The 24481-nt window shown below is 53.6% G+C and carries 14 protein-coding genes; 7 read left to right on the top strand and 7 right to left on the bottom strand.

Annotated elements, in window-relative coordinates; translation table 11 throughout:
* Window positions 1-149: 149 nt before the first annotated feature.
* The 7 genes from AS89_RS0102165 to AS89_RS0102135 all read right to left on the bottom strand — a co-directional run bounded on the left by AS89_RS0102165 (window position 150) and on the right by AS89_RS0102135 (window position 15616).
* A complete protein-coding gene (locus tag AS89_RS0102165) occupies window positions 150-1262 on the bottom strand; it encodes a serine hydrolase domain-containing protein (RefSeq protein WP_010130641.1) in 1113 nt (370 codons plus the stop codon).
* Between the two features lie 84 nt (window positions 1263-1346).
* A complete protein-coding gene (locus AS89_RS0102160) occupies window positions 1347-6347 on the bottom strand; it encodes a di-heme oxidoredictase family protein (RefSeq protein WP_010130640.1) in 5001 nt (1666 codons plus the stop codon).
* A 213-nt stretch (window positions 6348-6560) separates the two neighbouring features.
* The gene (locus AS89_RS16675) at window positions 6561-7949 is read right to left on the bottom strand and encodes a glycoside hydrolase family 16 protein (RefSeq protein WP_010130639.1); all 1389 of its coding nucleotides are present in this window, start codon (window positions 7947-7949) and stop codon (window positions 6561-6563) included.
* A 516-nt stretch (window positions 7950-8465) separates the two neighbouring features.
* Window positions 8466-9971, bottom strand: a complete 1506-nt coding sequence (locus AS89_RS0102150) for a tryptophan halogenase family protein (protein ID WP_010130637.1) — start codon at window positions 9969-9971, stop codon at window positions 8466-8468.
* Between the two features lie 32 nt (window positions 9972-10003).
* Window positions 10004-11014 (bottom strand): cupin-like domain-containing protein, encoded by a 1011-nt coding sequence (locus AS89_RS0102145; protein WP_010130636.1) that lies wholly within the window; start codon window positions 11012-11014, stop codon window positions 10004-10006.
* Entirely contained in the window at window positions 11011-12567 is a 1557-nt protein-coding gene (locus tag AS89_RS0102140) for a tryptophan halogenase family protein (RefSeq protein WP_010130635.1), read from the bottom strand. The genes AS89_RS0102145 and AS89_RS0102140 overlap by 4 nt, the downstream gene beginning before the upstream one ends.
* Window positions 12568-12676: 109 nt before the next feature.
* Window positions 12677-15616 (bottom strand): TonB-dependent receptor, encoded by a 2940-nt coding sequence (locus AS89_RS0102135; protein WP_010130634.1) that lies wholly within the window; start codon window positions 15614-15616, stop codon window positions 12677-12679.
* Between the two features lie 1027 nt (window positions 15617-16643).
* Between AS89_RS0102135 and AS89_RS0102125 the strand changes: the two genes are divergently transcribed.
* The 7 genes from AS89_RS0102125 to AS89_RS0102090 form a co-directional block, all read left to right on the top strand.
* Window positions 16644-17888, top strand: a complete 1245-nt coding sequence (locus tag AS89_RS0102125; protein WP_010130632.1) for a site-specific integrase — start codon at window positions 16644-16646, stop codon at window positions 17886-17888.
* A gap of 30 nt (window positions 17889-17918) precedes the next feature.
* Complete coding sequence (locus tag AS89_RS16670; RefSeq protein WP_010130631.1) at window positions 17919-18548, top strand: DUF6988 family protein; 630 nt, start codon at window positions 17919-17921, stop codon at window positions 18546-18548.
* Between the two features lie 329 nt (window positions 18549-18877).
* A complete protein-coding gene (locus AS89_RS0102115) occupies window positions 18878-19108 on the top strand; it encodes a helix-turn-helix transcriptional regulator (RefSeq protein WP_010130630.1) in 231 nt (76 codons plus the stop codon).
* Window positions 19109-19117: 9 nt separating this feature from the next.
* Window positions 19118-20773: a replication endonuclease gene (locus AS89_RS18075; RefSeq protein ID WP_010130629.1), complete on the top strand. Its 1656-nt coding sequence runs from the start codon at window positions 19118-19120 to the stop codon at window positions 20771-20773.
* A gap of 374 nt (window positions 20774-21147) precedes the next feature.
* The gene (locus tag AS89_RS16660; protein ID WP_010130628.1) at window positions 21148-21708 is read left to right on the top strand and encodes a superinfection exclusion B family protein; all 561 of its coding nucleotides are present in this window, start codon (window positions 21148-21150) and stop codon (window positions 21706-21708) included.
* A 152-nt stretch (window positions 21709-21860) separates the two neighbouring features.
* Entirely contained in the window at window positions 21861-22835 is a 975-nt protein-coding gene (locus AS89_RS0102095) for a DUF4062 domain-containing protein (RefSeq protein ID WP_010130627.1), read from the top strand.
* A 124-nt stretch (window positions 22836-22959) separates the two neighbouring features.
* Window positions 22960-24481: hypothetical protein (locus AS89_RS0102090; protein WP_010130626.1), on the top strand; the 1522-nt coding region annotated here is incomplete at its 3' end.

Here is a 24481-nt window from a genome sequence, read left to right as displayed (position 1 = left end):
ATTATTGTAAATATCGCTAAGACTACTTAATTAACGAATCATTAAATTCATCACTCTAAACGGCTGCCAAGCATCATCAGATTGATCTGAATCTGTCTCAAATTCAGGATCCTTACTTACCTTATGATCAGATTCAAATAAGTTAAGCCCTAATCTAACGCTTCCAATAGTCTTTGTAAGATCTCGTCTGACTGATTGCGATATAGCGGCCACTGCAAGTAATTGCCCTGGGTCATTACCACAACCATTTCTTTCTCTTCGATGACATGGATGTATTGCCCTCCATCCCCTTCCGCCGTGCACACTGAAAGACCATTAAAGTTGCGCGGCCAAATGCCGTACCCATAGGCACCGGAAGGTCCTTCTGCCTGCACCGAGCACATCTGCTGAATCCACCGAGGCGGTACGACTTGCTGTCCCTTCCAGCGTCCACGCTGCAAAATTAGCACGCCAAGATTCAGCATATCCCGAGGCAACAACGACAACCGGGCCGAGGCTTCCGCGATACCATTCGGCTGCCGCCCCCAATGAAACTCTGTTATCCCCAACGGGCGATAGAGGCGTTGCTCCGCCCACAGTTGGAGCGGTACCGAGAGCGTTTCCTGAATGGCCTCATACAGAAGATTTGGCGCCGCGCTGTTGTAACGCCACTTTTTCCCTGGGCCATGATTTGCCCTCGCCAGTAGAAAGTCCGCAAAGTTATCGGTTTGCCACAGCCGCACCAGATCATCGTCATTCCACTCGTCCCAGCGAAAACCCGACTGCATCGACAGGATATCGTGCACGGTTAATGCGGCCTTTGCGGGATCTGAAAAATACGACCGGTAGCGGGGCAACAGCGGCGCCATGGTCTGTGTGGCAGTTCGGCCCTGTTCGTGTAGCCATATTCCCGTAAGCAGTGCAGTCACACTTTTATTGACCGAAGCAACGTAGTGCAGATCAGACGCCCGCCACTGTTTTTGATTGGGGACTGCTACGCGCTTTACACCGCCGAGAAAATCGATGTAATCCGCGTTTCCCGCAAAGTAGCGCTCGGCCAACACCTCGCCACCGCGAAACACCAGCAAGCTGTGAACCTCCTGGTATTCGCCGCTTGCGCCCAGGTATTCGACCAGCTCTTCGAACAGATTCTCGCCTGGGTACTCGACCGGATGCTCAAGGGCATAAGGCGCAGCCCCATCGCCAATGGGCAAGGGATCCGCAGCAGGCACCAGCGGCCCCACACTTGCAGTAACAAGTGAACCAATAAGGAAAGAAATCATGTGGTAACTCAGGTGAAAACCCGCGGCGATATTCTCCGGCCCTCGCGATGCGGGAGCCGGAGAATAGGTTTCATTGCCTGGGTATTAGAGTGAGTTTAGGAATTCCAGTACCGCACTGCGGTCCTGACTCGACAGGTTCTGGAAGGCATCGTTTGCGCTTTGTGCTTCACCGCCATGCCACAGAATGGCCTCTTCAATGGAGCGCGCGCGACCATCGTGCAGATAGCTGTGCACGGGAGTGCAGACCTCGTTGCCCTGGCCGCCGATGGGGTTCTCTACACCACCGGTGACACAGGCAGACAGGCCCAAACCCCACAAGGGTGCAGTACGCCATTCCGCACCGCTGGCCTCGCCTTCACCCAGGTTGTCCGCCAGGCCCGGCCCCATATCGTGCAGTAACAGATCGGTATAGGGGTGAATGGTCTGGTTGCGCAATTCCGCCAGGGGGTGGTATGCACTGGTTTGCTGGGTTGGCGTGTGGCAGTCGGCACAGCCGATGCTGGCAAACAGTTGCTCGCCGTTTTGCACCACCGGGTTGTCATAGTCACGCTGCGGACGCACACCCAGCAGGGCAATGTACTTGGTCAGGTCAACTAGGTGTTCATCGGCCAGCTCCGCGCCACTTGCACCGCAATCGGTCTGGCTGTTGCCACAATCCGGTTGCGGCAGCACCGAGGTCATTACGCCCATGTCGGTATTCAGCGCGCGAGCCAGCTGATGGCGAATACTCGCCGCGCCCGCTTTCCAGCCGAAACGCCCAAGCCGGGTGTCGCCGGTCTCGGGATCGACCACGCGATTGGCGCGACCGGAGATACCATCGCCGTTGCTATCGTCCGGATCTTCGTTGGCCAGTACGGAGGTCTCAGAGATGGCCTCCAGCAATCCCATACCGACCAGGCCCGGTGCGATACGCGCGGAAAAACGCTCCGGGGTAACGCCGGTAAAGGCGTAATTGGGCGAGCGCAAACCGTTTTGCTCCGTCCAGAACGCGATGGAGACATCGCCTTCGCTCGCGGCGCCATCGCGCGCTTTCGACTGCAGTGCACTGCCGAGGAAGGGGTGCGGGTTGCCATTGGCATCGGCCACTTTAAACGCCCACTTGTCCAACGGTTCACCTACGGGAGCGGGTGCCGCACGGCCGTTGCGCTCGTGGCAGCTGGCGCAGCTGTCGTTGACATAGTGCGGGCCGGCAAGCCCCACCATGTCCTGTAGAGGTGGGTTTTCCAGTGGCTTCTCGTCATGCACACCATCGATCGCAGATGTGTGCAATACACGGCGTCCAAGCATAAACGGCTGCGCATTGTCGTAGCCCAGGTTGGTCGCCATCTGCATAAAGTGGTTGTCGGTTTCACCAGAGGTCAATGCGTGAATGGTGGTTTCACCACCCAGCCAGGCGCTTTCCGGAATTTTGAATGAATCCTTGATCCCACCGAATGGTGTCGAGCCGCCAACATCCCAGGGGACCAAACCCTCGCCGACGATATACAGGTAGGTGGTGCCGTAGTAGTTGGCGCGACCATTGGGCACGCTGGCATCCAGGAACTGGCTGATCTCGAACTCCAGTAGGTCGCCCACCTGAATCGGGCGGTTTTCACGGCAGTTGAAGCTGCGCTCCTTGTAGTAGTTGTACTGGTCCACCACGTTCATCACGCCGTTGTCGCAGTATTCGGCCACAGTGCCAACGCCGCGATAGAACCAGCGGTTCTCCGCTTCGGTATCGCTCAAGCGAAATTCCGTGCGTACGTTCATTCGCACCGTATCGCCGCCTTTGGCGACCTCGTCGATGATCTCGATCGCGGCGGTGCGATCTTCCCAGTAGAAACTCAGGTAGTGATCGTAAGCCTGGAAATGGTCTTCCTTGGCGTGGCGGTCGCGCGCGCGGTCGGAGAAACGGGTAACCAGTGCATCGCCGCGATCGAACTTGATCGCAGGTTCCAGCTCGGTGGTCGCGTCATACAGCGGGACCACCGCCAGGGTTTGCGGATTGTAAACCGCCAGCCACCAGACACCACCGAGGCCATCCCCGTTCGTCTGGGCGGCACCATTGTCGCCGGCATAAAAGTACAGCGGCCGGCCTTCGTAGGTCACCTGCCAGTTGCCGTCATTGCGCTGCACGCTGCCGAGACCCGCGGCACCGGAGGCGAGGCCATCGGTCACGAGCAGTGGCGGCCAGTTACTAGCGCAGCTGTCATAGCAACTGCTGCTGCCGGCGTCGTTGTCGAACACGTACAGGGTGTATCCGGGCAGCGATGAATCGGGACCGCCGACCAGCAGGTTGCCGTTCACGCTCACTTCCTGCTCCGATTGCGCCACCGCACAGCCCTGCGCGTCGACCGGGGTTTGTGCCGGGGTATTCGGGCAGGCATCGATAGCGTCCTCGACGCCGTCACCGTCACTGTCTTGTGCGGTAATCGGGCAACCGTCCGCATCTACCGCGGTGCCTGCCGGTGTCGCGGGGCAGAGGTCATCACCATCCACAACGCCGTCACCGTCACTGTCCTGTGCGGCGATAGGGCAACCGCTGGCATCCACAGCGGTACCGGCCGGGGTCATGGGACACTGGTCATTCGCATCCAGCACGCCGTCCCCGTCGGTATCCGACGCAGTACTGGCAAGGGTAAATGTGTATTTGGGCTCTGCCGGGAAGGTATCGACGGCACCGGTGCCACTGTCGTAGGTGTACCAGTAGCTAATCGAGTCACCGGGCGCAAGCCCGCCAACGTCCAGGATGTTGTCATCGCCGACGCGGTTCATGGACAGATTCAATTCCGCACCGCCATTGATGCTGTAATGGACCACCGCCCAGACGCTATTATTCACGTAGAAGCGCACTTGCGTGTTGTCGATCTGGGTAATGCCATGGCCTTGCGCGACCACTTCACAACCGTCGGCATCCACGCTGGCACCGGCCGGGGTATTCGGGCACAGGTCACTGGTATCGGCGACACCGTCACCATCGCTATCGGCGGGTGGCAGGGCGCAACCGCTGCTGTCCACGGCCACGCCCTGGGGGGTGCCGGGGCACTGGTCGGCACTATCGTCAACGCCGTCGCCGTCGGAATCCGCCGGGACCTGGGTGAACTCGATCCAATTCAGATTGAACTCACCGCCCTCCATGGCGACCCGCAAACTATGGTCACCGCCGAGGCTGTAGGTACCGAGGTCCTGGGATTGCCAGCTCTGCCAGCCGCCCGTTGCGGGAACGTTGCCGCTGGCCACACCGGCGCCATCGATGGCCAGGGAATAATTCGCACCGCCGTACTGGGAAGCCACCCGGCTGGTGATTTGATAGGTGCCCGGTGCCACCGCAAAGTCGTATTCGAGCCACTCACCGGTAGCCACATAACCCACATTGCAGCCGCCACCGGCGTCGGTGGTATTTTCGAGGTCAACGTCGTCGCTGCGACAGGCTCCGCCGGTATTTCCCGCGGTGGTATCAAAGAAACGGGCGTAATCCTCGGCCTCTATGCGCAACTGGGTCGGTAGCGGACAACCGCTGCCATTCACCGCGGTGCCCGCCGGTGTCGCCGGGCACTGATCGAGGCTGTCATCCACGCCGTCGCCATCGCTATCGACAGGCAATGATGTACCACCGACCCACACGATATCGTCGATGGCCATGGAGAAACCTGCCGACGGTAGGTTTCCATCTTCACTGGCGATGTAGAACATCCCTTGCATGGATGTCAGGTCAAGCCCAGGTGTGCGCAACTCCGCAATCGGGATATTTGCTTGGCCCCAGTTACCATCTCGCACCAGCCCGTAGGTCGTCGACTGCGCAGGGAAGCTCGTCCAGCTTTCATTGCCATGGACATCTTTCACCCCCACCTTGAAGGCGACATCCGGGGGCATCTTTATGCGGAAACTTAACTCGCCTTCCTCGTAATTGCCCATATCCAGCGCCCGACGGCTATCAATACCACCGCCAAACCACATACCAGGCGTGTTGTAGTCCCAGGCGATCACGTTGCTACCTTCAAAGGGCTCCTCCTGACCTTGCGCTACCGATGCCGTATTCCAAACATAAATATCGGCGCTTACCCCGGCCTCCAGCCCGTCATCCACCATCGTATTATCAGTAAAGACACCAAAATCCCCAGCCTGGGGAGTACCGCCGCCTAGCGTCACTTCTCCCAAACCGCTGAGCTCATAAACGCGCACATAGTCGATGTACATTTTGGAGGGCAATGGTGCGGTAACTTCCGCAGCGGTCGCCGCATCGGTAAAGTTGCCGCCAACCGCGAGGTTTAAGAGAAGATAAAAAGGTGCCTGGAACTCCTCCATACCCTCGCCGATGGAAATCGGCGCAGCATAAAGGTCGTGCTCAACACCGTTATCCACCACAGTGAAACGAATTTGGGTATCGGTCCAATAGGTGCGGTAGGTCACAAAGCGATCTGACAGCGGGGTGTCAGCTACATAGGCATTATCGGTTTGCCACGCGGTGCTCGCGGCACAGGTCGGATTACCCTCAGAGCAGGCTGCCTCTGAGTAAAAGATTGCATTCGACCCAACATAACTATTTATATCTGCACTGGGATGACCCGCAGCGATTCGGGCCTCAGCACGATGCCCCATTTCCATCATGTCGATTTCGCCATTGGCTGGCCAAGTCGCCGTGCTGGTGCCCAACAACCAGGCCGCTGGCCACAGCCCAGTTTCTACCTGAGGCACGCGCAAACGAGCTTCAATCATGCCGTACTGAATCGAAATTTTGCCCTTTGAGTCGACTTTGCCCGAGGTGAATGCACTGCTGGCTACAGACTCGCTACGCGCAGTCAGAGTGAGTGCCTTGTTGCCCGGCTCCCCTGGGACATCCTCGATCGTTACATTGTCGGCGGCATACCACTGCAACTCTTGGTTGCCCCAGCCGCAGAGATTCGCCCCATAGGCGCACCCGTCTCCCTCGACTACATTCCAGGTCGAGGTATTCAAATCATTGAAGTTTTCTTCCCATAATATCGGACCGACATCAGAGTAGTCGACGTCCGCATTGGCGGCTTGAGAAATCGCTGCTGAAATTAGGCAGCTCGAGAATACGAGGGCGCTGCGCCAATGCGCAGCATTCGCGTGGAGGTTTTTCATCGCTATCTCATCTACGTTATTTTTATTTAGATCGGGACGTAGTGCGGCCAGCGGCAGCGTTCCACCGCATCTGGCCTCGTCAGCCTTATTTTTAAACTGACCATCCCCAAGATGCGTCCCACTTCACGGCACGGTCACAAAATGGTGCAGACCACCTTCCTGAGAACCTCAGAATCTTGAAATGGGACCAATTAGTTGAAGGATGGAGAGGTGCTAGCGGGTAAGACTCACATTGTCTATCTGCAGCACGGCGCCCATTTGATTATCCCAAGCGGGAGAAATTACAAAAGGAGTGTTTACGCTCGCGGTATTCAGCCCGCCCTGCTCCAACTCCAGCAACGGGATCTGGAAACGGGTCCACTGATCCACCGCGGGCATTACCAGTGGATAGTCACCGGAAGAGCACGGATGCACACAGTCCGCACGAAACGTCAGCAATGCCGAACCCGCATCGCTGGGCTCGGCGAGCACCTGCAGGTCGAACTCGATGAAGGTGAAGTCGCTCAGATCAAAGGCGGCATCAGACTGGAAATAACCAATACCTTGGTCGGTGTTCCAGGTAATCTCGGCCACGTCACCGTAGTCGCCACCGACATCCACCACCGCTATATCGACTGTGCCAGAAGCGGTCCAGGTGTGCCATTGGTAAGGGGCCTTCGCCTCACCGTCAAATACCACCAGTTCATCAGCAGTAGTATCTGGCGCCTGTGGTGGCTGCTTGCCAGGATTGAACACAAATTCACCATCGGTACTTGCACAGCCCTTGCCGGTATCAAAGTCTTCCGTGCACTGGTACACCCGTACATAATCGATCTGGAACTCCTGTGGGAAGGCGCCCTCGTCGATACCCGTGTCGTTCACACTGGCCGGCCAGTTGCCCCCCACCGCTAGGTTAAGAATCAGATGAAACGTCTGGTCGAAAGGTGCCAACGGATTATCCAGTGCGGCGGTGGTATACCAGCCGTCGCTGGTCTGGGTAGCGTAGTGGTCGCCATCCACATACCAGCGAATCTCGCCCTCTTCCCACTCCACCGCGTAAGTGTGGAAATCATCTGCAGGATTGAGATTTCCGCCAATGCGGTGCGATTCGCCAGTGTGAACGTTGCCCGGCCAACTACCTCCGTAGTGCAGCGTGCCGTGCACCTGATCTTCACCGCCGACCTTAAGATTCACAGCTTCCAAAATGTCGATTTCGCCGGAGAGCGGCCAGCCGCCGTAAGTCCAATCCGTGGGCAGCATCCAGAAAGCCGGCCAAGAGCCCTGCCCAAACGGCAGCTTTGCACGTATCTCGAAACGGCCGTACTTCCAGTCCCCTAGACCCTTGGTACGCAAACGTGCAGAGGTGTAAGTACCACTACCGGAGACATCGTTGCGATCGTAGCTTGGATCATCGTCAACCCGGCTCGGGCCAACTGCATTTTCACGAACTGCCTTGATATGCAGTTTGTCGTCGGCAACCCAGGAGTTCTCCGGTGCATCCGTGTAGCACTGGGCTTCGTCATTGCCTCCGCCGAAGCAATTTATTTCGTGGGACCATTTCTCACTATCGATGCCCTCGCCGGCAAATTCATCCTGCCAGACCAGACAGTATCCCGAGTTCATCGGATCCTCAAGACACCGATCAGGACGAGCATCCGCGACTGGCGGCTCCGCCGACATGCTTGTATTTTCATTACCGCTAGAACCACCCCCTCCACAGGCACTGGCCACTAAAGCCAATACAGTGGTCGCGGAGCGAAATAGGAGTCTGGACATCGCTGCCTCCTTTAATGTTATTTTTGGATTTTCATTCGCAAGCAAAGAGCTTGTTGAGCGCGGTCACACTATCGAGGTTTGCCTAGCAGACTGACAGGGAGGAAGTCATTAGATATGCCGCTCACACCTGATCAGGCACTACCGACAAAAAGAGAAAAAACCGGCGCGCGAGACGTGCCGAATACATTCTTCGACGTACGCATCTCAAACCTCACCTCTTCGTTGTTTTTATTCTGGCTTGGGCGTTGCCGCCCACATCTCAATAGATCGCGGGGTCGATGTTAATGAAATTAGTGGGACGGAGTCGTCCCACTTTAAGAAGGTCACCAATTCGGGGCGAATAACCGTCGACTCACAATGGCGCTACGAGAGTGCACCAACGCCTGCTACGGCTTTTTTCTGCAATGTATCCATAAGGTACTCATGGTGATCTTTCAGCTGTGACATAGAGCCATCTATTTGCTGACTCACCTGCTGAATAAAACCGCGCAGCTCTTCTTCAGACATCACATCGACCAACGGGTGGTACCGCTCAGGCACAAGACCCTGCCCGAACATCACCTGCTGCCAGGAATCCACAAAAAGCTCATTGCCATCCCTGTTTACATGCCCCGTTTCACGGAACAGATCGATTTTCGCGGAAAGGGTATCGGGAATACGCATATTCCGGCAGTAACGCCAGAATTCCGTATCGTCCCGTTCGGTCACCTTATAGTGCAGAATAATGAAGTCCCGGATACGCTCCATATCGAATTCTGCTTCCCGGTTAAATGTATCTACTGCCACCTGGCTGATTTCCCGGTGGGGAAAGAGTCGCAAGAAGCGCACGATATTTTGCTGAATCAGATGAATACTGGTGGATTCCAGCGGCTCCAAAAATCCGCTGGACAAACCTACTGCCAAGCAGTTTTTATGCCACTGCTTGCGTCGCCGCCCGGTCTGGAACTTGATCAATCGTGGATCGGTCAGCGGCACACCTGCAATATTTTCAGCTAATTGATGGCACGCAGCGTCGTCGCTCTGGTAACTACTGGCAAACACGAGACCATTGCCCACCCGATGCTGCAGCGGGATGCGCCATTGCCAGGCACTTTCCCGGGCGATGGAACGGGTATAGGGCCGCGGCGGCTCTACCGCCTCGGTCTGTACAGCGACGGCACCATCGCATGGCAACCAGTGCGACCAGGACTCAAAGCCCGTGTGCAGAGTTTTCTCGATGAGTAGCGCACGCATTCCAGTGCAATCAATGAAAAAATCTCCGTCTAGTTCATCGCCATTGTCCAGTTTCAGCGAGGAAATATGGCCGTTATCCGGATTGACTTTTACCTGGTCAATTTTCCCCTCAACACGTTTTGCCCCATGGCGCCCGCTGAACTGACGAAGAAACTTGGCATACAGGCTGGCGTCGAAGTGGAACGCATAATTCAAACCATTATTCGGCAGGTGAGAAAACTTGCCCGCTTCCGCGGCACGGCGTTCCAAGCAATACTCACCAAAATCGCCGGCAATCCCCAGTTGACGTGCCCGCAACCAAAAGTGCTGAAAGCCACAAGCCCAGCAATCGCGTCCGGTAACGCCGAAGCCGTGCAGGTACTGATGCCCTACTCTGCGCCAGTTTTCGAAGCGAATACCCAACTTGTAAGTAGCCTGGGTCGCCGTCAGAAATTCGGCCTCATCTATCCCTAACAAGCGGTGGAAGAAAATCAATGTGGGAATCGTGGCCTCACCGACACCCACGGTGCCTATCTGCTCCGACTCCACCAACGTGATATCCAGCGAGTCGCCCATTAACTTGGACAATGCGGCGGCGGTCATCCAGCCCGCAGTGCCGCCACCTGCAATGATAATTTTCTTTATTGGCTTACTCATGAATCTCTCTCTTGGTGCTTCTACATTTGAACTCAGGGAGTTCTTTGTAGCTTTTCTTGTAATAATTTCTTCAATCTGCCGGCTGTGCTTTTGTCCAGATTCGCCAGAATCCCCCGTCGTGCCTGAGGAATATGCTCTACGGCCTGTGCGCGGTGCACAACGAAGTGCGTAAATAGACTACCCCAGGCACGGCGTTGGGACTCCGGCAACCCACCGATCGACAACAGTGCATGCATCAGCGCGTCCTGTGGTAACCCTGACCAGGCTTCGGTGGATCGCCACCAGTAGTTGATCAGCATATTCACCTCATCCAGTCCCTCCACCTGATGCCACCACATACTCGGCACATAGAGCACATCTCCCGGCGCCATCTCGGCAACCTGCGCTGCTGCCAGCGCCTCACGGAACCGCGGGAAGCGCTGGTAATCTGGTGCATAGAAATCCACCATACTGATCGCCTGCCCCGCGGGGTTGAAATCCAGCGGGCCAGGGTAGAGGTTGCCCACCTGATCCGGTGGGAACAGGGTAAAGCGCCGGCGACCGGCGACGACACAGGCCAGGTTCTCGGGCAGATCGAAGTGCGCCGCAATACGCGTGCGGTTTCCCAGCCAGAGGGAAACAAGAGGCTGGCGCTTCCCCAGCGCGAGAGTATTCTGTTCGCGTATCCCGGGAAGATGATGATCGACGGGTGTGGATCCTATGTAGCAGTAGTCACTGTCTGCCGCACCGGACTCCAGCACGCGCAAAACATCAACGAGATTTCCGCTGGTTCGCTCAAAGTTAAACCCGTCCATCGTCTCGTTGTAGAAAATGCGGCCGTTTGTGTCATCGGCGGCACGAAACACAACCACCGGCCGACCCTGGTCAAACTCTTGCAGGTATTCACTCAGGCGGTTTTCGTGCGCGGCCCTCACCAACGGCCAGTGGGACATCGCGCCTTTGAGCAACAATGGTTGCTCGCGACCTTCGATTAATTCGGCTATTTCGCTGGCCGCAATGCCATCGCGGGTTTCTACTGCGGGAATTTGCTCTGGATATTTCATGAGCCAGTGGCTCCTGCCACGCTGCGCGCGATTATCTGTGAAATCAACTGGCGATTGTTCGGCAGCCCGTGACGGTAGGCGGCGAGTTGTTTCTCCACCTCGGCAAGAAGGGTACGGGCACGCACCTCGTCCTTATCTTTTCTCGGGGAGCGCAGCCCGTCACACTCGAATCCCATGCCATTCAGCACATAGCGATAACTCGCGGGAGGAAATAGCGGCTGCGTCTGCGGAAAGTCCTGCTTTGCAGGGGCGCGGTGGCGCCACAACGCGAGATTTTCCTGCAGGGATTCCGGGATACTGTCTGCACGGCGATGGGCCAACCAATACTCAGAGTCGGTACGAGTAGACAGCACATAGTGGAGCTTGAGAAAGTCAATAATATTGTCCCAGTGGGACAGTATCTGGCGGTTGTAACGCTTTGCCGCCAGCGGCATTTGCTCGACACTGGCCGGTAACAGGTCACGAATCAGCGCGGCACCCTGCTCGATCAGCGCGAGTGCAGAGGCTTCCAACGGCTCGATAAAGCCCGCGGACATCCCCAGTGCTACACAGTTGGTCCGCCACATTTCTGCGCGGTACCCCGGGGAAAACGTTAATTTTCGAATTTGCAGTTCGTCAATGTCCGTATCGGGCTGCTCGGCGCACAGATAGTGTTTCAAATCCGCCTCGGCGGTTTCCTCATCACAAAACCTGCTGGAATACACCGCGCCAATTCCACGACGCGTGGGCAGGCCAATATCCCAAATCCAGCCGTGTGCCCGTGCAGTGGAGCGGGTCACCGACGCGATGGGTGCCCCTTCGCTCTCATAGGGAAGCTGTACTGCCAGTGCACGGTCGTTAAACAGCACCTGCGATTGCTCGACCCAAGGTACCTCGAGGTGTTCACCAATCAGCAGAGCGGCACTGCCGGAGCAGTCCACAAAAAGGTCCGCACACAACTCCTCACCTCGGTCGGTGACCAGTGCGAGAATTTCCCCATTGTCACCGCCTTTTACCCGCGTAACATCTGCCTGGACATGCTTTACACCAAGCTGATTGACGCAGTGATCCCGCAGACACAGCCCAAACTTTGCCGCGTCAAAGTGATAACCGTAATTGAGTACCGCAGCATACTCCGGCGTTCCCAGTTGCTTGGGGGCGAGATGGGCATCGCAGATCGCGGCCTGGGGTGTAACGCGATACGCGTATTCGGTGGTGTGACCATGCCGCGCCAGATCCTGTTCGAAGTATCCGTGAGGCAAGGAAAACGGGTGGTAATAGCATTCGCTGAAATTGTGCGATCGCCAGGAGATAAATTGTGAACCCTGCTTGAACGAGGCCTCGCATTCGGCAAACAGACGGTATTCACTGAGGCCTATGCGCCGCAGGGTTTCGCGCATTGACGGCCAGGTGCCCTCGCCGACGCCGACGGTGGGAATCGTTGGCGACTCGACCAGGGTGATTTCGCAGTATCCGCCACTGGCACGGCCGTGTTCCGCAGCAAGTATCGCGGCGGTTAACCATCCGGCCGCACCGCCACCCAAGATGACGATGGAAAAAGGAGCCTGGTTCATTTACGGCCCTCCCACTACAAGGACATTAAACAAAAAAGGGCGTGATCACTCACGCCCAATGCATCCTGCGAGACGTGAGTGGCGGCTAGCCGCCACTCCAGACAGCACATCAGAAACTGTAACGTACCCCCAGATTATACCGGGCACCAGACTGAATCGCGCCGATTACCATGTTTTCAGCACGCCCATACAAGCGCTGGGTTTCATCCGTTAGGTTGATACCTTCGACAAATACCGAGAAGTTATCCTGAATATCGTAACTGACGTTTGCATCAAGTTGGCCATATGCTTCGGTATATACCGGGTTGCGCTCACCATTTCCATCAAAGGTACTATTCAGGAAGTCATCGCGCCAGTTGTAGGCCAATCGCGCCTGAATACCGTTCTTGTCATAGAAACCTACCACGTTGAACGAGTCACTCAAGCCAAGCAATGCAAACTGGTTTTCAACTCCTTCACCCTTGTTGGTATTGAAATTGTCATAGGCAATATCGCCATTCACGGTAGTGAAGTTGACGATGCCACCGAAACCACTGTCACCAAACATATGCTGCACGGCAAACTCAAATCCATCGATTTTGGCTGTTCTGGCATTAACCGGTGCGAGCACCGTGAATTCAGCCAGAGCATCGCCCTCCGCTGCCGATCCGATCACAGTGCCATACTCTGCTTGCATGTAGGCTAGGATCTCGGCGGAAGTCGCATCACTACCCAGTGCAGCGACCGCCGCCTCATAACGCGGTCCCTTAGCGGGGTGAGCGAGATCAAATGTGGTTTCGATAAACGAATCTAGGCCAATGAAGTTATCGACGTCCTTTTTGTAGAAGCCGGCAGAGAGGTAACTTCCCTCACCGTAGTACCATTCGAAACTCAGATCGTAATTCGTGGACTCAAATGGTTTCAGATCGGGGTTACCCCGGGAAGCGGTGCCACCATTGATGCGTACTCGCGGATTGATGGTTTGACCACCCTGAATATCGGTGTAATTAGGGCGGGTAATAGTCTTACTCACTGATGCGCGTGCGACCATATCCTCGTTCAGGGCAACATTGAAATCAATGTTCGGAAGCAGATTACTGTATGCACCCTGTTGTTCGCTAAAACCGACACCACTTGGGTTCGCATCGAATTCGTTTGCGGAATTCCATGCAATGAAGTCGTACTGGGGCACCAGTGCTTTGGCATCGATATCGGTCTTCTCATAGCGCACACCCACTGCCAGCTGCACGGGCATTGGCACGTCTTCCCATGCCAGATTTACCTGGGTATAGGCAGCCTGCTGGGTCTCAACCGCAATACGGTCAGTAGTGAAATTATCATCCACGCACAGCACAGTACCGCAGGGACTCAGGGTTTCCCCGTTGGCCTGTGCAATTGCCGAGATAGCATCACGCATGCCATCAAAATCAGCCGCGTAGTAGTAAGGAGTCATTTCCGCGCTGGTGGCACTGTCAAACTGATCAAGAGCCTCCGCCATGCTCTTGCGTACGAACAAAGAATCATCATAGTCAGCTGGGGTACCGTAACCTCCCCAGGTGCCGCGCTCCGCAACTGCATAGGCCGAGCGGTTGGAAGACTCCGTATAACCAATGCCGAAATCAATGCTCGACACTGGGCCGGCATCCACGTCAAAAGTACCATCGAACTTAGCCTGTTCGATGTCGTGCTTCATATAGCTGTTGCGGAAGCTGGTACCAGAGGTCAGCATCTGTGCTGGGTCGAAACCCTGGCCGTCGATAAACTCAAAGCTGGTAGCCGGCAGCTCATAGCCATAGTTGACCGTGGTAGAGGCGCGATTGAACTGCACACCGGCAATGTTGTTATTCGAGCCGCGATCATCCTTCGCGCCATTCTCGGCACTGGAATTGTGGTAATCGAAGGCCAGGGTTAGGTCTTCACGTGGGTTCCACACCAAATTGAGGCCGACAGAGTCGTTTTTATTGACCGTACCCCACTCGCCGGCGTTAAAGGTGACATCAGTTCCGGTGCCATCGGTATACACAATCGGGGCGACGACGCTGCCGTTACCGGAGCCTTCGGTAAACGAGCCGGATACGGGTACACCGTTAAACCAGGCACCCATGGCGTTGTACTGCTGCTCAACATCCTGCTCGGCATAGGTGTAGTCGAGGGTGGCTTCAAAGTTATCCAGTGGCGCCCACTGCAGAGTCATCTGCGCATTGGTGCGCTCGCGCTGCACCTCACCGAAGGAGTAACCAACACCGCGGGGAACGGCGTAGATGTCGCCTTCCTGGGGTGCGTTTTCAAAGTTGGTATTGTCCGGGGCGATGGAGCCCCAGTCGCCCTGGCCACCAGGAATGGTGTACCAGCCCGGGCCAGTTTCCGCTTTGGCAAAGCCGCTGTCACGCTTGGAGTGCGAGGCGGTCAGCGCTACACCGATGGTGTCTTCGGCAAATTTGGTGCTGAAGATACCGGACATTTCCGGAGTCAAACTGTCGCCAGTCTGGCTGGAGGTATCGTGGGTGGTTTTGGCACCCACATTCAACACCAGCTCTTCCATTTCCAGCGGACGAGCGGTGCGAATATTGATCACCGAGCCGATACCACCAGTGGACAGGTCCGCTCTACCCGTCTTGTAGATTTCTACCGCGCTTACGCTTTCCGCAGCCAGGTTGGCAAAATCGAACGAACGAGAGGCGGACGCGTTGGTGGCCTCGAGGTTGGCTGCCGGCATCTGGCGGCCGTTGAGGGTCACCACGTTGTAGTCTGGACCAAAGCCGCGCACGGTAACCCGGCTGCCTTCGCCGTTCTGGCGGTCGATCGACACACCCGTGATCCGCTGCAGGGACTCAGCCAGGTTGGTGTCGGGCATCTTGCCGATATCTTCGGCGGAGATGGCGTCGACCACGCCTTGAGAATCACGCTTAACATCCATCGCGCGCTCTAGACTGCCGCGGATCCCGACAACCACCACCTCTTCCAGTGCTGAGTCAGCATCAGTTTGCGCCACGGCACCGCCGCTTACGCCTGCAAGGGTAGCGATTGCCACCGCAACGGAATTCTTCTTGAACTCGGTCATTTTCTTCATGGAGTTGTCTCCCCCATCGTCACGTCATTTTATTTATTGGTTTTCGCCAGAGTGGGAACCTCTTGAGACCGCAACAGGATACCTCGATCTGGCGCCAGTCTATACTCTCGCTCCACATCAATCTCCGTCGTCCCACCTTCATCCATTGGCCAAAAATGGACTATCCCACCTTGATTTCGACAAAGCGGGAACTAAAAAATTACTATAAATCAACATGTTAGGAGCACCGAAAGATTCTCCTTCAATAGAATTCAATTCAGCTCGTGCACACAGGCTTCCACCACTCCCACGCACAGACCTAGTACAAGATCTGACCATAAGGAGGAAAAGATCAGCGCAACGAACCGCGAGGCGACCGCAAGTCCGAGGCGAATAGCCCAATTCAAAAGCGTGATCTCAAACAACGTGTCATCGCAAAAGAAGAAAACGGTACCAGCGAATTTCACGGAAAAAATTTTCGACCGTGAGCAATTTTCCACATGCGTCGATCAGTTTGTGAAAAACCACACGCTCTACCGGCAAGCCGTATCGGAGCTGTTCTGCACTCGTACAACCGCCGCAGCAGTGCCAAAGTGTCCCAGCGAAGCTAGGAATTGATTCGCCACCTCCAACCCAACCTTTACCGGGACTCGGGATTCCGACGAAAGCACAGAATGGATGCTGCTAGAAAAACCGTAAACGTGACAGGCTTTAATGGTTTCGAGTGCCACGGGATGGGAAAGGTACCGCGAGCTGATTTGAGGAAAATCAGGCAGCTGGAACCGGAATGGTACGGAATTGGAAAAGAAAATGGTCGGAGTGGCCGGATTTGAACCGACGACCACCACACCCCCAGGGGGAAACTGGCGTGAATTTCAATGAATCCCAGTGAACAAGAAAGAACACCGAAACACCAATAAACCTATATAAATCAATACGTTATGAAGTTCACCATTGTTCACTGCAACCTACCACCCTTCCCCCGAGTTCACTCCAATTGGACTTAATATGGACTTAAATTTACTATCCCATCAAAACGGGGGTAGTGATGAAGGCCAAACTCACCAGCAGGACAATCAAGGATCTCGCGCCAGCCGAAAAGGCGTATGAGGTCGTCGATACAGACGTGAAGGGGTTCCTTCTCCGGGTCCAGCCCACCGGCCGCATGACTTACTACTACGCCTACCGCACCACTAGTGGAAGCAAGAAGCGCATCAAGATTGGCTCCCACGGAGCCCAACTGACAGTCCAACAAGCCCGAGATCTCGCTACCCGCTACGCGGGCCAAGTGGCCGAAGGCAAAGATATCCAGGAAGAGAAGCAGTCCTCCCGCAAGGCCGCCCGCGCCGCTACGGAAAAGACCCTCAAGCGATTCACCGAGAACCACTACAGGCCTTGGGCCCAGACCAACCTGAAAAGTTCGGATAGCACTATTCAGAGCGTCTATGCCAGTTTTCCCGATCTCCTCGATACCCCTATGGCAGATATCTCGGTCGCCTGGATCGAGCGCTGGCGGGTACAACGGCTGAAGGATGGCAACAAACCGGCTACCCTCAACCGATTGGTTAATGCGCTGCGTTCCATCCTGACCAAGGCAGTAGAATGGGAAACCATTGAAGAACACCCTCTCCGCAAACTCAAAGCTCTCCATGTCGATAACGCTCCAAAAGTCCGCTATCTGAATAGCGACGAGGAAGCGCGCCTCTATACCGCTCTGAAAGAGCGCGACCTTAAGCTCAAGGAAGCCCGAGCACGAGCCAATGAGCACCGGGCTATTCGCGGCTATGAGCTGATGAGCGACCTTTTTCAATTTACATACGGAGACCGGCTGACACCGTTGGTCACCCTGAGCCTCAAAACTGGGATGCGCCGGGGCGAACTATTTGATCTGACCTGGGAGAACGTAAACCTGGATACCAAGGTCATCACAGTCACTGCCGAAACCGCAAAATCCAGGCGTACTCGCCATATTCCTCTGGGGCCAACTGCATTAAAAGTCCTCACCGCCTGGAAACAACAAGCTCCGCTTCAAGCTGGGCGCGTATTCCCGGCAGACGACGGCAGCAGGCTCGATAACGTGAATACAGCCTGGCGCAACCTTCTAAAGGCCGCAGGTATCACCAATTTCCGCTGGCATGACATGAGACATGACTTCGCCTCGAAGCTGGTGATGAAGGGGGTACCACTAAACACGGTGCGCGAGCTATGTGGGCACTCAGGTTTAGACACGACTCTCCGCTATGCACATTTGGCCCCCGATCACAAAGCTGACGCAGTGGCGCTAATCGGGTAAAACAGAAAAATTTGATTTGGTCCCAGCACAATGGAAGCACTACTAAACCGCTCCTTTCAGCTCGAAACGGAGATAGCACGATTATTCGACCTCCCCCAGGCCGAGCCCTCCCATCGGACCTGGGCGTCGAAAGTGATGTGTAGCATAGCCCTGGAGCATGCCGCATCAGCAAAAATTCTAATTGGTAATGGCCATAAAACCTCAGCCATTAGCCTGTTCAGGCTGCAGTATGAAGCTCTCGTCAGATCAATATGGGTAGCTCACGCGGCCTCTGAAGCACAAGTTGCTGCACTTTGTGAGCTCATTAATGAATCAAACTTCAACCGGCTAAACAATAAGCAGCTTTCTGTCGATGCGATGCTCAAGGAACTCAAGAATCACCTTCCTGGACACGTCATGGACAGGCTGATGGAATTCAAGGAGACCTCATGGAAACCGCTCTGCTCCATGGTTCACGGTGGCGTCATGGCATTACAGACTCACGCTGCGGATTTCCCTCCGGATCTGTTGAAAGATATCGTCAAACTTTCCAACGCGGTTTCCTGCCTTGTCGCCAACTCGTTGACCAATATAAGTTCCGACCGGTCGTTTGCAGGATTCACCACTCGACTCTATAAAACGTATCGCGACTGCCTCCCAGATAAAGAAGTAGAGTATTGACCCCATCTTCCTTCGCTCATTTGGGCCTTTCATAAACTGCTTATCTCGGATCTCACGGGAAATTGTACAAATAACAACCAAACCAATTGCTCTGAAACACAAAAATCTACTCATTTTCATTGCTACTTTTTCTGAGCAAAGTTTGGGTCTTATCGACGAAGTTGAACCCTCTTTCTAAACCGCAATCGACGACGTTCGATCATTTGAATATTTTTCACTCAAAAACTTTTTTTGGACCCTGTGACCCTGTTTTGACCCTCCGCCCTATTCACAGTTAACCCAACGGCCTTTTACGGTTCATCCATCGCTGAAAACACAGGTGGATACCAATGGCCCGCGAAGCACTGAAAAACTCACGAGCGCTGTCCGAGATCGAGGCGGCAAAATATATTGGCATGAGCCGCTCATATCTCGCCCAAGCCCGAATGGATGGCCGACGGGATAACCGCACCCCCGCCCCGCCCTTTATCAAGATCGGCAGATCCGTTCGCTATCTCCGCGAGGACCTGGATACCTGGTTGAACAGCTTTTCAAAGCTCGAGCACCTAGGACAAGCGTAGGTATCCGCCATGACGGTCTTTGCCGTAGACGAAGCCCTACGTATTACCGACGGTTTCGGCACACATGAGTGCTGCGCCTTCCGGGCTCATATTTTCAGGTCTCACGAATTCATCTGCCTTGCCCTGGCACAGCACTACAGGCGCATCGCCCTGACCGATGGACATGTAAAGGCCAACGAGTCTCTCAGGAAGATCCACGAGACTCTAAAGCTCGGAAAATCTTTCGAGGGATTGCTCATGACCTCCCCGGACGAAGACGTCCGCCGGTTTGCTGAGCACAAGGCAAAGATACTGAAAGCAGCCTTCTTCCTTGAGAACAAAGCTGGCCGATATCGCAACGGCTTGAAGAAGACCATTAAAGCTGTAGAGAACTGTCAGCTGAGCTTCCCCCATCCCGATCCCCTCCAGGCAAGCCATGAAGAGATCATGCCTGCACTAGCACGGGTATTCTGTCCAGACTGGTGGCGACGTGGTATCCGCACACTCCAGGACACCTATCTTGAAGCCGTCCATATCCAGATAGGCATGGTGCACAAGCGTGCCGGTATCTATGCGAGCAATCACGGCGTCAACCGAAAGCTGGCCCAGTGGAAGCGCAATGAAGCAGTGCTAGCCGCCCTTGAAGCGGAGAACGAACTGGGTGAAGTGTTCAATCTTCTAGACGTGGCCAAGCGAAGCGTCGCCAACCTGGTCAATCGCCGCAATGAGCTAATGACCCGTATGGCGGGCTTTGAAGCGATATCCAAGAAGCTAGATCACACAGGGGTATTCTTAACCCTGACAGCACCCTCTAAATACCATAGCCACAGGGCTAATGATGGTCAGCCTAACCCTACCTACACAGGGTCAACCCCGGCCGAAACTCAGGCCTACCTTAACCGTCAGTGGGCCAAAATTAGGGCCAAGCTCGACCGAATCAGGGTCAAACCATATGGATTCCGTGTGGTCGAGCCTCATCATGACGGTTGCCCCCACTGGCACATGCTGCTCTTTCTCCCCCCAGACCAATTGAAAGATACCCTCAGCATCTTTCGCCACTATGCCCTGGAGGTTGACGGAAATGAGCCCGGTGCTCGAAAACGCCGCTTTACCGTCAAATACATAGATTCCAATAAAGGAACAGCCGCGGGCTACATCGCGAAGTACATAGCCAAGAACATAGACGGTGAGAACGTCGGCACGGATCTCTACGGACATGATGCGATCCAGAGTGCGGTGCGCATTCGTGCCTGGGCGTCTACCTGGAAGATCCGCCAATTCCAGCAGATCGGCGGCCCCAGTGTTACCGCGTGGCGGGAGTCCCGCAGGCTTGCACATAGTGAGCATGCAGAAGCCGCTATGGACTCAATAGATAGCAAGTTATTGAAAGGACTTATCGAGGCTGCCGACAAAGGAGACTGGGAAACCTTCACCGAGCTGTCCGGCGGGCCTACTCCAGAACGAGCCAGCCTGCCGCTGCGGGCGCTACACGTCGTCAAAAAAGGCCTGAACAAATACGGCGAAGAAGCTCAGAAATTGATCGGCCTGCTATTCCAGGCGAGATCCTGGGTTATCACTCGCTTTCACGAGTGGACAGTTCGACCAGTCACTGAATTCAAAAATTGTGGATCGGAAGCGAGAGCAATAGGAGGGGCGAATGCCCCTCCCTTGGAGTTCTGTCAATAACTGTACGGAGCACTGATCTACAAAGCAGTTTCGGGACCAGGGAAACTAGCGAGAGAGTTTGAGCTCTCAATTACTTCCTTTAGAAAAGCATACCGACATCCAACTTGCGTCTTGCATGACCGCTTACGCAAAAGTCACCGCTACAAATCTGAAAAAAATCGATAACCAATTGATTTATATCAATTTTTTATTTTATCAGTCGCGACAATTTAAATGCACCCATTGCGATTTGCTCATGTTTTAAGCTAGTGCGACAATCCGCATTGCGCGACACCATTGAACTGAGTTAATTTTTCGGAGATCTATTTTCCGCGCAACAAGGTGACCCAGTTATACAGCGAATGCTGTCGAATAAACTACTAAGTGAATAATAAATGATCGAAGCATTGAACGGATTCCTCAACTCTGTAAAACAGACCAGTCCTACGATTTTTTCGGGGCTTGTAGTCGCTACTGGAATAGTACTTTTCTCAACCTCGGATCTGATTGATGAAATCGGATTAATGGATTTCAGAGAGCAAAATAAAGCGTATATCGGTGCTTGTTTTATTCTCTCTTTATCGATACTTGCCTCGCAGGCTTCCAGCAAGGTATTCCAAATTTTCAAATCGATCATCCTTAAGCGAAAGAAACGGAAAAATAAAGCTCAAGTGCTTGAGAGACGCAAGAGAGGGCTAGCTCACCTCACACCTGATGAAAAGGCCTATTTAGCGCCCTATATATTTGATCAAAAAACCACTCAATATTTTTTATTGGAGGATGGTGTAAAAGGAAGCCTGGAGGCCAAAGCCATTATCTATAGAGCAAGTAACGTTGGCGATATGGTAGATGGCTGGGCGTATAATATTCAGCCATGGGCAAAAGATCATTTGGAGAATAACCCACAGCTTCTAGATGGCTACACACGAGAGGTCGGGCAGCATTCGCGATGGTAGCCTAACTTGACAAGTTGGTGCGGGAACTCTTCCCCTTCATACACGTTCTGCGTATTCGATACGCTCTTACTTTCGTGCAAGCAGCTCAGAAACTAAGCCCTACCTGCGCACGACGCTATGTGAATTTCGTCTTGTAGATAAAGTTGATTTTTATGGATAAAAAGTATCAGGTTTTTGTCAGTTCCACATTTAGTGATCTTATCGATGAGCGCCAAGAAGTCATGCAAGCACTTCTTGAACTCGATTGTATTCCTGTTGGTATGGAGCTTTTTCCAGCAGCAGATGACGACCAATGGACTTTGATTAAGGGGTTAATAGACGATTGTGACTACTATGTACTCATTCAAGCGGGCCGATATGGGTCAATTGGTCCGGATGGTAGAAGCTATACGCAAATGGAGTATGAATACGCGCTGGAGAAGGACATTCCAATTATTTCTTTTCTTCATACAGACATATCAAAAATAGAAGCAGGAAAATCAGAACACGTTGCTGAGTCAATCGAGAAGCTTCGCGCTTTTCGCGAGCTGGTTACAAAAAAGATGTGCCGCTTTTGGGCGTCGCCTGCAGAGTTAGGGTCTCAAGTTTCTAGAAGCCTAGTAAAGCTCATTAAAAGCAAGCCCCAAACAGGATGGATTCGAGCCGATGTTGCGTCAAGCGATGAGGCAAATTCCGAGATTGCACGCCTTAGAAAAGAAATCGATGAGTTGAAAGCGCAGCTAGATAAGGCGAGAACTACCGCACCTGAAGGCGCTTCAGGTCTTCAGCAAGGAGACGACAAATTTGAACTGCACTTTTCCTACTACCACAACGGCGAGCACGAAGCCTCAGTAGAAATAACTTGGAACCAATGTTTTTATTTACTTGCCCCATTAATGCTAGATGAATCCTCAGAATCAAAACTACAGAGAGAACTTCAAGAATATTTAAAGCTCCAATTGGATAGTAGGCCACGAGTTTTAAGCGTAAATAGTGTCGACTTTCAGACTATGAAAGTCCAGTTTGTTGCACTAGGACTGATCACCAAGAGCGAGAAAAAACGAAGTATCAAAGACAGCGGCACGTATTGGTCTCTGACGCCATTTGGGGAAACTAAAATGATGCAGTTGAGAGCCCTTCGAAAGTAATGAAGTTAACTTGTAAGACTACAAATAGAAAATAGGACGCAGCGTATCTAGGTCGTTGTTTTAGGTGTTGTTAAAGGTTTACCCAACACAAAACGTCACATCATAGACAAGGATATATCAGATAATGATTACGGTGAGCACGCAAATCCAAAACGCTGATGTTGCCATTTGCCAAAATATTGAGTTGCTCGCTGATCAGAGGGCACTTCTCTCGCAAAACTTGCTGTCACAACTAAGGAATTTGGTAGAAGGAGTTGTCGTTCTTCTCCACAAGGGTTCAATGGATTCCGAGTTCAACTACCCGGATGTAGGGCCTGGATTGGCGTTTATCAAGAGTAAAGGGAGGCTCAATTTTCTCGGGAAATTCCATAAACTGATCCAAAAAAGTGCATCCCACTTCACCATGGACGGAGACGCTTCCGAGCGATTAATGCTCAAGTACTACGAGCACCTTTATCGGATTCGTAGTTTTCTCCATGACAATTATGGAATATCAATACTGGCGAACCTTGAGAATTTTCCAGTCGATCTTGATCCTTCATTGCGCGAATATCACGAAAAAATAGCCGCAAGGATTGTGGCAGCCCGGTCATATCCGGCCAACATTGGAGCCGAGGACAGATACTACATCCATAAAACTCGCCCATTCTTCCTCAGGGGGCGTATTTTCTACGAGGTAACCCTCTATCGCGCCATCAATAAAGTGAGCAAGTTCGACCGCATTATTGCCTTCACCGAAATCGATATGACTTCCGAGTATGCTGCAATGTTGACGCTTCTGGTGGACTCAATCGAAGTACTCAACCAGGAAATGCCGATCACGATAATACGGAAGTGGGAGGTTTCCATTCGCCCATGTGAGTTCAGCAATTTTGCGCGCCTTCTAGGTATGGACATAAATGTTCGGACTAATTCAGCGGAATATCGTTATCTCATGCGTGGGCTTACACTAGGTGCGCGAAACCTTGTAGATCTCTTGGATCTTTCTGAGGAAAGTTACAAGGATTTAAGGGCTGCGGGCACAGCCCGGGTGGCCAAAGAACAACTTTTTCCCGTGATTGATGAAGTACGCCGTATCGTGAGATCAAATTCTCCAGGGCACAACGTACTTCGCTATCTAATGCTGTGTATGCGAAACCAGATTCTTAAATTGCAATACTATAGGGATGGCTGTCACCGTCTTTCCGACTTGAAATTGAAATATGGATGTATTCCTTTTGATCAAATGCCATTGTGTACGTCACTGCCCGGACACAACCCCCGGTTTCGAGATCTCGTCGAAAGCCTTGACATGGATGGACGGAGTCATGAACTACTTGCCCGGTGTGTCAATAATAATGTGGAGCGTCATGGCATACTCTACACACCGATAGTTGACCTCCAAAAACTGGGGGACGTTGAAGCCTTGATATCCGAATACAATAATAAGCTTTACTACAAGCACAGGGATCGCCAGCTCGTACTCGACAAAAATCATGTTTTTATTCTCGGGTATGAGAACGACACAGTTTCCATCGTGGAAAAACTCCAAGATTGTGCCTCATCCGGAATCGCCGGCTATTCCCAAGCCGTCGAACGCTGGCTGGACGAGTCTTTTGCCGGCATCGACGACCCGGTAAAGGTGGGGGCTATAAAAGAATTATTCA

Origin of the sequence: Microbulbifer agarilyticus S89 (assembly GCF_000220505.1) — a bacterium.
GTDB lineage: Bacteria > Pseudomonadota > Gammaproteobacteria > Pseudomonadales > Cellvibrionaceae > Microbulbifer > Microbulbifer agarilyticus_B.
Note: the sequence above shows the minus strand (reverse complement) of the source record. Positions and strands in the feature narration are given on the sequence as shown.

Excerpts from the sequence above, each read along its gene's own strand:
- AS89_RS0102140 (WP_010130635.1), bottom strand. The coding sequence starts at position 12,567 with ATGAACCAGGCTCCTTTTTCCATCGTCATCTTGGGTGGCGGTGCGGCC.
- AS89_RS0102115 (WP_010130630.1), top strand. The coding sequence starts at position 18,878 with ATGGCCCGCGAAGCACTGAAAAACTCACGAGCGCTGTCCGAGATCGAG.
- AS89_RS0102095 (WP_010130627.1), top strand. The coding sequence starts at position 21,861 with ATGGATAAAAAGTATCAGGTTTTTGTCAGTTCCACATTTAGTGATCTT.
- AS89_RS16675 (WP_010130639.1), bottom strand. The coding sequence starts at position 7,949 with ATGAACTCGGGATACTGTCTGGTCTGGCAGGATGAATTTGCCGGCGAG.
- AS89_RS0102125 (WP_010130632.1), top strand. The coding sequence starts at position 16,644 with ATGAAGGCCAAACTCACCAGCAGGACAATCAAGGATCTCGCGCCAGCC.
- AS89_RS0102165 (WP_010130641.1), bottom strand. The coding sequence starts at position 1,262 with ATGATTTCTTTCCTTATTGGTTCACTTGTTACTGCAAGTGTGGGGCCG.
- AS89_RS18075 (WP_010130629.1), top strand. The coding sequence starts at position 19,118 with ATGACGGTCTTTGCCGTAGACGAAGCCCTACGTATTACCGACGGTTTC.
- AS89_RS16670 (WP_010130631.1), top strand. The coding sequence starts at position 17,919 with ATGGAAGCACTACTAAACCGCTCCTTTCAGCTCGAAACGGAGATAGCA.
- AS89_RS0102150 (WP_010130637.1), bottom strand. The coding sequence starts at position 9,971 with ATGAGTAAGCCAATAAAGAAAATTATCATTGCAGGTGGCGGCACTGCG.
- AS89_RS0102145 (WP_010130636.1), bottom strand. The coding sequence starts at position 11,014 with ATGAAATATCCAGAGCAAATTCCCGCAGTAGAAACCCGCGATGGCATT.
- AS89_RS16660 (WP_010130628.1), top strand. The coding sequence starts at position 21,148 with ATGATCGAAGCATTGAACGGATTCCTCAACTCTGTAAAACAGACCAGT.
- AS89_RS0102160 (WP_010130640.1), bottom strand. The coding sequence starts at position 6,347 with ATGAAAAACCTCCACGCGAATGCTGCGCATTGGCGCAGCGCCCTCGTA.
- AS89_RS0102135 (WP_010130634.1), bottom strand. The coding sequence starts at position 15,616 with ATGAAGAAAATGACCGAGTTCAAGAAGAATTCCGTTGCGGTGGCAATC.